General features: G+C 48.1%; 12 protein-coding genes and 1 tRNA gene. 2 read left to right on the plus strand and 11 right to left on the minus strand.

Annotated elements, in window-relative coordinates; genetic code table 11:
- Positions 1 to 3: 3 nt before the first annotated feature.
- The 3 genes from lysX to WCV72_00780 are packed head-to-tail and all read right to left on the minus strand — an operon-like array spanning position 4 to position 4,213.
- Complete coding sequence (gene lysX / locus WCV72_00770; protein ID MFA6457907.1) at positions 4 to 864, minus strand: lysine biosynthesis protein LysX; 861 nt, start codon at positions 862 to 864, stop codon at positions 4 to 6.
- A 30-nt stretch (positions 865 to 894) separates the two neighbouring features.
- Positions 895 to 1,848, minus strand: coding sequence for a DNA polymerase III subunit delta (gene holA, locus WCV72_00775; GenBank protein ID MFA6457908.1), 954 nt, complete (start codon positions 1,846 to 1,848; stop codon positions 895 to 897).
- A gap of 1 nt (position 1,849) precedes the next feature.
- Positions 1,850 to 4,213, minus strand: coding sequence for an HD domain-containing phosphohydrolase (locus tag WCV72_00780; GenBank protein ID MFA6457909.1), 2,364 nt, complete (start codon positions 4,211 to 4,213; stop codon positions 1,850 to 1,852).
- A 57-nt stretch (positions 4,214 to 4,270) separates the two neighbouring features.
- Here WCV72_00780 and argS point away from each other — a divergent pair, with 57 nt between their 5' ends.
- Positions 4,271 to 6,070, plus strand: a complete 1,800-nt coding sequence (gene argS / locus WCV72_00785) for an arginine--tRNA ligase (GenBank protein MFA6457910.1) — start codon at positions 4,271 to 4,273, stop codon at positions 6,068 to 6,070.
- Between the two features lie 340 nt (positions 6,071 to 6,410).
- Here the strand turns inward: argS and WCV72_00790 are convergent, their stop codons facing one another.
- The 3 genes from WCV72_00790 to WCV72_00800 all read right to left on the minus strand — a co-directional run bounded on the left by WCV72_00790 (position 6,411) and on the right by WCV72_00800 (position 7,722).
- On the minus strand, positions 6,411 to 7,181 hold the full coding sequence (locus WCV72_00790; GenBank protein MFA6457911.1) for an exodeoxyribonuclease III: 771 nt from the start codon (positions 7,179 to 7,181) through the stop codon (positions 6,411 to 6,413).
- On the minus strand, positions 7,178 to 7,609 hold the full coding sequence (locus tag WCV72_00795) for a hypothetical protein (protein ID MFA6457912.1): 432 nt from the start codon (positions 7,607 to 7,609) through the stop codon (positions 7,178 to 7,180). Before WCV72_00795 ends, WCV72_00790 begins: the two co-directional genes overlap by 4 nt.
- A 23-nt stretch (positions 7,610 to 7,632) precedes the next feature.
- Positions 7,633 to 7,722: transfer RNA gene (locus WCV72_00800), tRNA-Ser, on the minus strand.
- Between the two features lie 207 nt (positions 7,723 to 7,929).
- Between WCV72_00800 and zupT the strand changes: the two genes are divergently transcribed.
- On the plus strand, positions 7,930 to 8,745 hold the full coding sequence (gene zupT, locus WCV72_00805; GenBank protein ID MFA6457913.1) for a zinc transporter ZupT: 816 nt from the start codon (positions 7,930 to 7,932) through the stop codon (positions 8,743 to 8,745).
- Between the two features lie 139 nt (positions 8,746 to 8,884).
- Here zupT and WCV72_00810 read toward each other — a convergent pair whose 3' ends face one another.
- The 5 genes from WCV72_00810 to WCV72_00830 form a co-directional block, all read right to left on the minus strand.
- The gene (locus tag WCV72_00810; GenBank protein ID MFA6457914.1) at positions 8,885 to 10,363 is read right to left on the minus strand and encodes an S-layer homology domain-containing protein; all 1,479 of its coding nucleotides are present in this window, start codon (positions 10,361 to 10,363) and stop codon (positions 8,885 to 8,887) included.
- A 37-nt stretch (positions 10,364 to 10,400) separates the two neighbouring features.
- Positions 10,401 to 10,757, minus strand: coding sequence for a hypothetical protein (locus tag WCV72_00815; GenBank protein ID MFA6457915.1), 357 nt, complete (start codon positions 10,755 to 10,757; stop codon positions 10,401 to 10,403).
- 56 nt (positions 10,758 to 10,813) lie between these two features.
- Complete coding sequence (locus tag WCV72_00820) at positions 10,814 to 11,605, minus strand: dihydroorotate dehydrogenase electron transfer subunit (protein ID MFA6457916.1); 792 nt, start codon at positions 11,603 to 11,605, stop codon at positions 10,814 to 10,816.
- 175 nt (positions 11,606 to 11,780) lie between these two features.
- Positions 11,781 to 12,701: a dihydroorotate dehydrogenase gene (locus WCV72_00825; GenBank protein ID MFA6457917.1), complete on the minus strand. Its 921-nt coding sequence runs from the start codon at positions 12,699 to 12,701 to the stop codon at positions 11,781 to 11,783.
- A gap of 21 nt (positions 12,702 to 12,722) precedes the next feature.
- Entirely contained in the window at positions 12,723 to 12,917 is a 195-nt protein-coding gene (locus WCV72_00830) for a hypothetical protein (GenBank protein ID MFA6457918.1), read from the minus strand.
- Positions 12,918 to 12,992: the final 75 nt, after the last annotated feature.

Here is a 12,992-nt window from a genome sequence, read left to right on the forward strand (position 1 = left end):
TTATCAAACCGCTGCTTTTTTGCAGAATTCGATAATTTTTCCGGGAATGTCGACATCGCCCGCGGCCTCCATCAGTCCGTGGAATTCGACACCGGAATTTACTTCGACGACCTGCAGCCCGGACTTCGTCTCGACGAGATCGACACCGAGGAGTGCCGGCTTGTTTGCGACGGCTGCGGCGGCGGATTTCACCAGCTTCTCGAAATCGGCAGTAATCTCGAAGCGTTCGACGGCTGCGCCGCGGGCGGTATTCGTAATCCAGTGCTCGGATTTGCGGCGCATCGCTGCGACGATTTCATCGCCAATCACGACCGCACGGATATCGCTGCCATTTTTTTTCTCGATGAATTCCTGAATGTAAAAAATCTGCGAGTGGGTGATTCCACCCAAGACAGTTTTGTGTTCGAGGACAGTCTCCGCGGCATCGCGGTCATTGATTTTGCTCAGCATGCGACCCCAGCTGCCGACGACCGGCTTCAGCACGACAGGGTAACCCCAGGCTTCAATCGTCGCGAGTGCTTGCTCCTCGTCGAAGCAAACTTTCGTGCGTGGAGTCGGTACGCCGTTGCGCGCGAGCTCAATCGAAGTCAAAAATTTATCGCCGCAAATCTCAATTGTCCGGAAATCGTTGACGACTTTTACGCCGCGCGCGCCTAAAAATTTCGCAATGTAAAAATTCTTCGTGTGCGAGACGCTGCGGAGCAGCACGACATCGCAGTCGAGAATCGCCGGATTTTCGTGGAGGTCGAGTGCGACTTCGTTGTCGCGAATTTTCACCAGCTCGATCTCCGGATCATTTTCCGCCGCAGCAAAAAGCGCTTTTTCTTCGATGCGCGGATGGGAGTAAAAAATTCCTAGTTTCATAAAATTATTTTAAAAGATTAAATTTTAAAGTCAAGCAAAGCTGACAATGAATTTTTCGAGCGCGAGTGCGAATTCGCCTGGGTTGGTCGACGAGTAATTCAGTCGTCCGGTTTTCATCGCGACATCGATGGCGAGCAGTTTCGCGTGCGCTGCCAAAAGCTCCGCTTCCGAAAAATTGCGCGCCTGTTGCAAAGAATTTTGCACGACGAAAGGATGCAGTTTCAACTCGCGAGCGATTTCGGCGGGTGGGAGATTGCGGGCGGCGAGCGCATTCAAATTCAGCAAAATCCGAAATTGGCGCACGACCATAAAAAAAATTTGCACCAAGTTTTCACCGCGGTCGACGATGTCGTGGAGGTCGGCGAGCGCGCTCTCGATGCGGCGCGCGCCAATCGCGTCAGTCAAATTAAAAACCGAAACATGCAGATTGGGATGCGTGAGCGCGCGCACATCGGCGCGCGAAATTTTCCCAGTGCCCGCAAAAGTTTTGAGTTTCGCGAGCTCGTTCACTGCTGCGGCGCAATCGCCGAGGGTGAAAGTCGCGAGCAATTCCACCGCCGCTGGCTCAATCGCCAAACCGACCCGCGTGATTTCCGCCGCGAGCCACTTCTTGAATTCTGCCGGTTTCGGCGGGGCGAATTCTTTCACCGTGCCGCTATCGCGCAAAGCTTTGAAAAGTTTCGTGCGCGCGTCCGCTGTTTTCGCCGTCACGATGAGCGTCGTATATTCCGGTACGCTCATGATGAAGTTTGCGAGCCGCTCAGAAGATTTTTTGAAATCGAAATCGCGCACGATGACGAGCCGCGCCTTGCCCAAAAATGGCGGCGTCTCAGCTGCGGCGATGATTTTGCCTTCGTCGCTTTCGCGTGCTTCCAAAATCGCGAGATTGAGATCGCCTTGTTGCTGCTTGAATTCTGCGACAAGCCGCTGAACTTCTTTCTGAATCAGAAAATTATGTTCGCCAAAAAAAAGTAGCGCGGGCATTTTAAATTTTGGAAAATTTAGATTTGGGTTTGCGCATGTGTCCGCTTTTCAGCAGTTGAATAAAAATTTTCGCGAGCTCCGGATCGAATTGTTTACCGCTGCCGATTTCGAGTTCGCGAATGGCTTCGAGGCGATTCATTTTGCGACCGTAGCTGCGGCGGGTTATCATCGCGTCGTAAGCGTCGGCGATGGCGATGATGCGCGCTTCGAGTAGAATTTTTTTACCGATGATGCCGCTAGGGTAGCCCGAGCCGTCCCAGCGTTCGTGGTGCTCACGGATGGCTGCTGTCGCGGCTTCCAAAAATTTGGCCGACGAGACAATTTTCGCGCCGATATTTGGATGGTTTTCCAGCTCGCGCGTTTCGCTCTCGCTGAGTGCGGTGCGTTTTTGCAAAATTGACTGATCGACGGCGACTTTGCCGACATCGTGCAGTAGTCCGGCGTAGCGCAGATTGGTGAGCGTCTTTTTCTTCAGACCGAGCGCGCGCCCGAGCTTCACCGCGTAGCTCGCGACTCGCACGGAGTGACCGCGCGTGTAAATATCTTTTTCCTCGATGCTTGTGACGAGTGCAGAAATCAATTCGAAATGCGCCCGTTGTTCTTTTTCGCGCAGCTCTTGATTGTCGTGGACTTTTTCTTCGAGTGAGTTGGAATATTTTTTTAGCTGAGTTGTCGCTGCATCGACTTCCTTTTTAAGTTTACGGTTGAAGCTTTCGATCTCCGCGCCCGCGCGGGCTTTGGCGACACCATTTTCGATTTGATCGCCGAGTGTGAGAAAAAAATCAAAATCACTTTTGCGGAATTTTTTCTGCTGGTCGTGTTCTGCGAAAATCATTCCCAAGATGTGTTTTCTGCCAATGAGCGGAATCAGGAGCGCGTTGCCGATTTTGAATTTTTGCAGTTCGGTGAACATTTTTTTTTGCGTATCAATCGTGATAATCCGCCGCGCGCGTCCGACTTGTTCGATTTGATGCGGCAAATTGAGCGCCTTGGTTAAGTCGAGAATTTCGGCAGCCAATTCTTTTTCGAATTTTTGAGAATGCGCCACAATTTTTAATTCATGGTTTCCGTTGCGTGCAAAAATCAGGACGCGCCTGAAGGCGAGCTCACTGCGGAAAGTGGAAACGATTTTGTGAAAAATTTGCTGCTCGTTTTTCGCCGTGCGCAGAATCTCCGAAATTTTATTAATCGCGGCGAGCTGGCGGATGTAGTCGAGCGCGAAAGTGCCCTGCTCCTCAATTTTTTGTAAATTTAATTTGCGTTCTGCGAATGAGTGAATTTGCTCATTTTTTTCACCCGCGCAGACGAAGCGATTGCGCCCGGTGTGTTTTGCATGATAAAGCGCATCGTCGGCGAGACGCATCAAATCTGTGAGCGAAGCAACTTCGGGGTGGGGCAAACTGATGCAGCCGATACTGGCAGTGTGCCCAGTTGTTTTTTTAATCTTGCGCAGAATTCTTTGCAGGGCTTGGTCGCGCTTGGCTCGGCTAAGGTTGCGAAGCAAAAACGCAAATTCGTCGCCAGCGAAACGCGCAGCGAATTCGATATCCTGATCTTTTTTCAAAATTGCGCCGAGCTTCACGAGCAGCTGATCTCCGGCGTTGTGACCGCGAGTGTCGTTGACATGTTTCAAAAAATCGATGTCAAGCATCGCGTAAATAAAAGATTTATTTTTGCGGTGCAGGCGTTCACTTAAAAATTTTTGCAGAAAGCGGCGATTGGGCAGGCTGGTCAGCTGATCGTAATGCGCCAGCTTTTCCAAAATTTCGTTTTTCGTTTTTAGCTTTTTCGTCGCTTCATCAATTTTGTTTTTCAGTTCGCGATTTACAGCCTTGATTTTTTCATCGGTAATCACGCGGTTTAGCACTAGCGCGATGTGATTCACAAACGGCATGATCTTGGTTTCGCTGCCTTCCAGATCAATTTTGCGTCCAGAAAATAAATTATCCACCGAGACTACACCCAAAAGTTTTTTGCCGGCTAGCATCGGGAAACCGACGGTGTAGTTGGAATTGAAGTCACCAAAAAATTTTTTCAAAAGCGGCATCGTCGTATTGCGATAGGGTTTTTTTTTCTTTAGGTACGAAACATAATCATTGGGCAAAACTTTGCCGTCGAGCGAGGTCTGGGCTTTTTGGAATTCGGCATCCGGTAAGTAGCTCGCTTTCGCGCCGTAATAAATTTTGCGATCTTCGTCGATGAGCCAAACTCGTACGCGGTCGAAACCAAGTTTGCGAAAAATTCGAATCGTAAAATCAATCACATCCTTCTTACTGCGTGCCGCGCGGAGGGTCTCACCTGTAATTTTGAGGTCATGCAAAACAGATTTGGCTTCGTCGGCATTTGTATCGCGAGAGTCTTTCACCGCTTGATTTTATGGTTTCCAGCTGCCGACTTCAACAAACTCCGCTAAAATCCTCGCATGTTTGCCACGATTCAAAAGATAGTTTCCGACGCACTTCCTGCGAAAATCGACTTCACGCTCGAGACACCGCCGGATTCGCAATTCGGCGATCTCGCGACGAATGCCGCGCTGATTCTCGCTAAACAACTCGGCAAGAACCCACGCGAGCTGGCGACTGAAATTGCTACGAAAATTTCCGCGAGCGAGCTCGTGGCGAAGGCTGAGATTGCCGGTCCAGGTTTCATCAATATATTTCTAAAGGACTCGGTAATCTGGGAAGCCGCGCGCAAAAAAATCGAACCAAAAGAAGTAAGCAAAAATTCTCCTTTGATCGTCGTGGATTTCGGTGGCGAGAATATCGCGAAGCCGATGTCGGTCGGGCACCTCCGCTCAAATATCATCGGGCAAGCTCTCTGCAATATTTACAAATTCATCGGCTGGCGCATCGTCGGCGACAATCATCTCGGCGATTGGGGCACACAGTTTGGAAAATTGATTGTGGCGTGGAATAAATGGGCGGGAGATAAGAAACCGGAAGATGCGACGATTCAAGAGCTGAATGATTTGTATGTTCGCTTTCACGAGGAGGCGGAGAAAAATCCGGAGTTAGAAGATGAGGCGAGAGTGACTTTTAAAAATCTAGAAAAAGCACAATTAGAGCGTCTTAAGGTTTTGATCAAAATATCTTTACACGAAGCAGGAGAGGCGACGGAAAAAGAATTTTTGGAAAAAAATCCCGATATAGTTTTATGGCTTAAGTTTATCTACTTAAGTCGGAAAGAGTTTCATAAAATACATAAAAGACTTGAAGTTCCGTTTCCGGAAAATAATAAACAATGGAATGAAAATAATCTTGAACATTATCAAGAGGCGGGAGAGAGCTGGTATTTGAATAGGCTTAGTGAAGAAATTGAAAAATTAGTGAGGGAAGGTGTTGCTAAGGAAAGCGAAGGCGCATTGATTGCGACTTTTGAGGAGGAAGGTTGGGGACCATTACTTTTTCGCAAGTCCGATGGTTCAACTCTTTATGCAACTCGTGATCTTGCTGCGATTGACTATCGTATCGAAAAATTCAAGCCTAAAAAAATCGTTTACGCGGTTGGTTCTGATCAAGAGCTTTATTTTAAGCAGCTTTTTGTTGTGGCAAAAAAGTGCTTTGGCGAAGGCTTAAAAAATACTGAGCTTGTCCACGCGAAGTTCGGAATGGTGCGGTTGCCAGAGGGAAAAATGAGCACGCGAAAAGGGCGCGTGATTAGATTGGAAGATTTACTCGATGAGGCGGAAGAAAAGATGAAGGCTGTGCTGGCGGAGAAGAATTGCGAGATTGCGGGTGCGGAGCGTGAAAAGCTGATCAAAGATTTGGCGATTGGGTCGGTCAAATTCGCTGACCTCGGTCACGGTCGCGAGTCCGATATCACTTTCACTTGGGAATCCGCTCTTTCTTTCGAGGGTTACGCTGCGCCGTATCTCATGTACACCCATGCTCGCGCTTGCTCCATTTCCCGCAAAGCCGGCGAATTTACTCTGCCGCAAAACATTGAAAAATTCTCCACTCCGATTGAGAGACAGCTCGCCTTGAAATTAGACAAATTCGTAGGAGTCGTCGAGGAAGCTGCGCAGAGCTATCACCCCCATCTTATTGCGACTTACATTTACGAGCTGGCGCAAGATTTCAATAACTTTTATCACAAATCTCGCGTGCTGAACGCTGAGAGTGAAGAGCTTAAACGACTGCGTCTTGGTCTAGTGAAGCAAACAGCGGGAATCATAAAAACAGGACTTGGGCTGCTCGGTATTGAGGCACCCGAAAAAATGTAATCGCAGTAGAAACATTGCATCCCTAAGGGACCACTTTGTGGTGCAATGTTTCTACGAATTATTTACGATTGGTATTTTTTGGATCCCCGCTTTCGCGGGGATGACAGAAGGAAACGGGGATGATAAATAAGTTTTTTTCAAAACGCTGCGCTTGGCTCACTACTTTTTTGACAGCAAAAAAGTAGCACAAAAAACTGCCCGACTGTCTGAAATTTTTGCGGACTACATCGACTCGCTCACGAAAAAATCCGATTGCTCATTCCATTCGCCGGATTTTTTTGCGCTCGTTCGTCGGTAGTCCGGTGGACAAAAATTTCAGAATGTCGGGTTCGAACTATTTCTAAAATTTTAGTGTGAGTGAAATCGGGCAGTGGTCGCTGCCTAGAATTTCGTCGTGGATTTCGGCGCGCACAATATTTTTTTTCAATTCTGCTGAGACGAAAAAACTGTCGATGCGCCAGCCGACATTCCGTTCGCGCGCGCCGGAGCGCACACTCCACCAGGAATATTTCACTTCGTCGGGATGCAGCTCGCGGAATGTGTCGAGATAATTTTTGGCGATTAATTTATCGAGCCACTTGCGCTCGATTGGCAGGAAACCAGAAATTTTTTCATTCTCCTGCGGTCGAGCGAGGTCAATCTCGCGATGGGCAGTATTAATATCGCCACAAAAAACGATTGGTTTTTTCTTGCGTAATTTTTCAATCAGCTTCAGAAATTCCTCGTAAAATTCCAGTTTAAATCGCAGCCGCGCTTCGCTCATTTTGCCGTTCGGAAAATAAACATTCAGAAAATAAAATTCGGGCAGCTCGGCGAGCAGGATGCGACCTTCACCATTCAGAACCGGCGCGGCGAATTCAGTCTGGATTTTGAGTGGTTCAGTTTTCGCATAAAGCGCGACGCCAGAATAGCCGGGTCGAGCTGCGGAATTCCAAAAGCTGCGGTAGCCGTCGGGCTCGAGCAAATTGGCGCCGAGTTGATTCGGCGCGGCTTTCGTTTCTTGAATCGCGACGAAATCGGCGGGCGATTTTGCCAGCCATTCGAGGAAACCTTTTTTCGCGACTGCGCGAATTCCGTTGACATTCCACGAGACGAGAGAGATTGATTTCATTTATCTTTTGGAAAATCTATTCTAACTTCAGAAACGCTCAAGTCTTTTTCTTTAATCCATAAATCTCTTCGCATTTCTAAAATAGTCTCGAAAAAATTATCGTGAGTTGGTTTTTCAATAAACTTTTTAATGGACATTAAAACACTTTTTGGGCTATAAAGAATCATTTCATGATATTCTGCTTTTAAGTATTCGATGACATCATTTTGGGAAAAAATATCTGGTTGCCTTGAAGAAAGAAATTTAATATTCTCAGGCTTAAAATAAACGTCCATATACAACAATGTAGAGCGATAGCGTTTTTCTTTTTGCTCGTGTTTTTTAAAGTCAATTTCTTTCCCTTTAGCTAAATAGTGAGAAGCGATGGCGGTGATTAATCCGCCAAAACCGAAAGATGCTATTAACGCGATTATGGTTTCTGGACTCATAAATTATTGATGACAAAAAACTTTGGCGGAGGGGGTGGGGATCGAACCCACGAGACCCTTGCGGGTCTGACAGTTTTCAAGACTGTTGCCATCGACCACTCGGCCACCCCTCCGTGCGGATAATTTTACAATAAAAGAACATAGAAACGCGATTAATCGCGTTTCTACCGAGAGGGATGACAGTTATAAATATTTTTCAGTTGGTGCGGTTTTCACAAAGCTCAAAAAAAGCATCGCGAGTACAGTCAGTCCGGCGGAGTCGCGAGACCGACAAAAATTCGACTTTCAAAATTTCGGCAGGCGAGTAGAATCTTCCCAATTTGGATTTCGAAGTTTTTTTAATCGCGCTCGCACTCACAACTTTCGCCGGACTCTCGACTGGGATTGGCGGCGCGCTGGCTTGTTTCACTAAAAAGACAAATACGAAGTCGCTTTCGATTGGGCTGGGTTTTTCGGCAGGAGTCATGATTTATATTTCTTTGGTCGAGCTTTTGCGTGAAGCGGGAGTTTTGATAATCGACAATTTGGGTAAAAATCTAGGCAGTTGGATTACTTTGACCGTTTTCTTTAGCGGAATGGCGATAACAGCTTTGATCGATTGGTTAATTCCTTCAGCGGAAAACCCTCACGAAATTCACAGAATTGAGGAAATCAAAAAACACCATTTCAAACTTTTGCAGCGCAAAAAACTTTTGCGAACTGGAACTTTTATTGCCTTCGCTCTCGCGATTCATAATTTTCCCGAAGGTTTGGCGACTTTTGTCGCGACGATGCAAGATACCAAAATTGGTTTGCCAATCGCTTTGGCGATTGCGATTCACAATATTCCCGAGGGAATTGCGGTTGCGATTCCGTTTTATTTCGCGACTGGGTCGCGCAAAAAAGCCTTTTTTTATTCTCTGCTTTCTGGACTGACCGAGCCGCTCGGTGCGCTGCTTGGTTTTGCACTTTTCTTTTGGTTTTTAAACGGTTTAGCCTGCGGAATTCTTCTTGCTACGGTTGCGGGAATTATGATTTTCATTTCTTTCGACGAACTACTTCCGACGGCACGCGAATACGGTGAGCACCATCTTTCACTTTACGGCTTGATTGCAGGCATGGCGACGATGGCGGTGAGCCTGCAATTATTCGGCTAAATTAATTTAGGAGTGGTTTTCACCAAGCTTAAAAAAATCATTGCCACCAAAGTCAGTCCGAGTGAGACGATGAAGGGAATTGTCATCCCGAAAAAATCTCACAAAAGTTCTGTCAAATGGGTTTCGACTTCGGCATTTTTTAATTGCCGAGAGCGCGCCAGACCAGCTCTGCGATGAAGCCGCGATTTTCGGCTTTGTCGTAATCTTTCGCTTCGCCCGTGCGCAGAACATTTTTCGCGAGTGCGGCATTCACGAAGGGCGTGTACCAGGCACCGCTCGTCGCAGTCACCGGCCAGCCGAAGGCACTCACCAAAATTTTCACTGCCTCGGCGCGATTGATCGGATTGGCCGGACGGAATTTGCCGTCAGAATATCCGCCCACCCAGCCGCGCGATTTCGCATAACAAATATAGGGCGCGAACCATTCGCTGCCGACATCCGGAAAGCAATTCGTGCCGGAGATGGCGAGATTTTTGTCTTTGGTCGCACCGACCAAAATTTTCAAAAACTCCGCGCGATTAATTTGTAAGTCCGGTCCGAAAGTTCCATTCGTGTAGCCCGTGATTATGCCGAGCTTAGTCAGTCCGAGGATAGCGGCGAGGTGCGCGTTCACGGGCGAGATATCCGAGAAAGGTGATTGAACGATATTGACGCCGACATCGCCCGTCGTCCAAGAAACAAAGACGCGCGAACCGTCGTCTTTCAAAAATGAGTAGGTGCGATTTTTTTGCATTTCAGTTGGCTCTTTCGGCAAACCGAAAATCGAACTGCCCGCTGCTTTGTAATTCGCCTCAGGATTAAAGCAGCTAGTCGCGACCGGACAATAATTTTCGCCGTTCATTGTGAGGTTTTCGAATTTTGCGCCGACGAGCGAATGAGCGAGATTATTCCAAGTCGTGACGGCTTCGTCGGGAAGTGCGAAGCCCGCGATATTTGAATAGCCGACGCGTTTCACGCCTGAGCCGAGCAGCATCACGAGTTCCTTAATCGCGAAATCACCTTGCTCGGTCGTGCTCACCGCGGCTTGGTCTTCGTATTGCGTCGGTGCGAAACCGAAACCGGTCACCCAGATTGGTTTTTCGCAGCCGGCATCTTTCAGAATCTGGCGGTAAAAATTCACCCACTGCTCGACGGTGTAATTGGCACTCTTCTCCGCATTGACTTCATCCGGCGCGACGCCGAAGTGGAAAGGGTGGAAAGCGAGCACATCGAATTTCCCGCAGGCGCCGTCGAGTTTCAAAAAGGCTTTCAGCCAAGCGTAATCGTAAGCACCGAGACTACCGAGGACTGTGTCGGTCGTCTTATCCGTCAGCTCGCCGAGCGTTTTGTCCAAGAAATCAGAATAATTCAGCGCGCGTGCCGTGGTCGTGAGACCGAGTCCGCGCGTTTCGCTATTTGGCATGTCGCAAATTTCATTCGCAAAAATCGTCCGATCGGCATTGCGATAAAACATCACCGCCTGATTGTCGCTATCCCAACAGCCGGTGATGACGCGGGGATTTTGCTCGTCAATCTGAATCTTGCCGGCGGAGTCGATGATGAGATCGACAGGCGTCGCCGCCAAAACAGACGCGAACGAAAGGACGAACGCGAGGAAAGAGGTGAGTGCTTTTTTCATGCGCCGATTTTAGAACAAATTTTGTGTTCGCGCCAAATTACTCTTTTGGGGTTTCGATTTTAGACAATAGTTTCTCGTAAAGTCTTCGGTCGCGCAAAAGAGCATGTTCCTCTTCTGTGGTTGGCATCGCATCTTTCGGGCAATGCCTATTCGTGAAATGACATTTTCTTGTTTTGTCATTAATCGCTGCTGGGCAATGAAAGCTCTCACCTCGACCGATTTTTTTTCTACCTGCGACAAATATAAGAAAAACCTCATTGCCGCTGCACAAGAGAATCTCTGAGATATCCAACCTGTCGGCTTCTCGCTTTAAGACTGGACCAAGCTTAACGGGTTCTGTTGTTTCGGCGGCTCTTGCGGCCTTATGTAGCCAGCTCTCCATTGGGTCTTTCATCTTTTGAAAATTAAAAATAGAAACTAATTTTAACTACAAATTTTTAATTGTCAAGTTTAGAATTTCACGCGCTCGCCGACTGAATCGCGACGGTATTTGCCGAATTCAACTAGTTTCAGCGCGCGCTCGCCCTCGATGATTGGTCCTTCGCGGCAGACGCAAAATCCGCCGTCGTCCATCGCGCAGCTGCCGCAGACGCCGATGCCGCATTTCATCATTCTCTCTAGGCTCAGCTCGCTCGGGACTTTCGCAGTGTGGCAAATTTGTGCGACTTTTTGCAGCATTAATTCCGGACCGCAGGTGAACACAAAATCTGTTTTCTTTTTCGCCAAAATTTCTGCGAGCAGGTCAGTCGTGAAACACTGCGTGCCGCGAGTGCCGTCGTTCGTCGCTATCGAAACTTTCGCTCCCATTTTCGCGGCGTATTTTTCACCAAATAAAAATTTTTTCGAACGAGCGCCAATGATGAAATCAATTTCGCAATGCTCAAGTCGCTCCGCTAGTCCGAGAAGTGGTGCGACGCCGAAGCCGCCGCCGACCAAGACCACTTTCTTTTTTTTCAAGACAGAGAAACCGCGACCGAAGGGTCCGCGAATTCCGACTGGCGCGCCGACTTTTTGCGCCGCCAGTTTTCTCGAAAATTCACCGATGGCGGAAACAGTGATGCGGAACTCGCCTTTTTTCGTGCGCCAAATTCCGTACGGTTTTTCTTCTACGCGCGGCAGCCAGACCATCACGAATTGTCCGGGGGTGAAGTCAAAATTCCTCTTGAAAACAAGCGTTTTGATGCCATCAGCTTCGGCGATGACTTTCTGAATTTCGTAAACGGTGGGGAGAGTCTCAGACAATTTAAAATTTTAAATTTAAAATTTTGACTAGGTATTTATTTGCAGGAGCGAGACGAGAGAATATTTTCATAGCTTTGAACTTACTGGATTCACGCTCCCCGATTTCTCGAGGACAAGTTTCGCCCCGAAGGGGCCACTTCGTGGCGCGAAGGACAATGGAGTGTGGGAGTGACAATTATTTTTTATGGGCGAGGCCGATGAGGGCGGAGACCTTTTTAATTTTTTTGCGCTCACAGAATTCCGTAATTTCGCGTGTGATTTGGGCAAAAATTTCTGGTCCATTTTTTGCCGCCGAACCGATGCCGATGAGGGTCGCGCCCGCTTCCAAAAATTCAATCGCGTCGCGTCCATTCGTCACGCCGCCGACACCGATGATCGGAATTTTCACTGCCTGGAAAATTTCGAAAATCGCTTTGACCGCGAGCGGGCGGATCGCCGGACCGGATAGTCCGCCGAATTTATTCGCCAGGATTGGCGTCGCAGTCTCGGTGTCGATGACCATGCCGGGACCGACTGTATTGATCGCCGTGATTGCGTCGGCGCCTGCGGCTTCGACTGACCGCGCAATTTCCGCGATACTCGCGACATTCGGTGAGAGCTTCACTGCGAGCGGAATTTTGCCAATCTGTTTTTTCACAATTTTCACAGCGGCTGCTGCATCTTTTAAATCGCAGGCGAAAGGTCGGCCAAATTCACTCGCGACATTCGGACACGAGATATTTAGCTCAATCAAATCTGGTTTCAGCTCCGCGACAGCTGCGGCGGTTTCTCCGAATTCTTTTAAATTGCTCGCGGCGATACTTGCGAAGAGCGGTTTTCCCGACAGCTTCCGGAAATTCGCGAATTCAACGCGCGCTTCCTCGATGCCGCCATGCGGCAGGCCGACGGCGTTGATGAGATTTCCACCGCCGAGATCGAGGACGGTTGGATTCGCATGACCGGGATGTTTGCGCAGCCAGACGGATTTCGATGTCACCGCACCCGCTCCATTTTTCGCGACGGTGGCGAGACTCGCGCCAGTCGTGCCCAAAATACCGCTCGCGAGGACAAGGGGATTTTCGAGCGAGATGCCGAGGAATTTTGTGGCGAGTTGCATCTTGCTGATTTTAGCAAGAATTTATTTTTTGGTTTTTCTTAACAGGAGTCTGATTGCATCGCCAGTCTCTTCTATCTTTTTGGCTCCATCAAAATATTTGTTAGTTCCAGATACCTGACTTCTTATTGTTTCTACTTGGGTGATTTCCGCAGGAGTCAATTTTTTCCCAAAAATACTTTTGAGAGTTTCTTCTGGATTTGGAAGTTTATCTTGCATAAATTGTGATTAAAATCAGTTAATACTTTACAAAAGAAAAGTCTTTTAGCAAGCTATTTGCGTGGAATGATGAAC

The organism is Patescibacteria group bacterium (assembly GCA_041665585.1).
Taxonomy (GTDB): domain Bacteria; phylum Patescibacteriota; class Gracilibacteria; order JAHISY01; family JAHISY01; genus JAHISY01.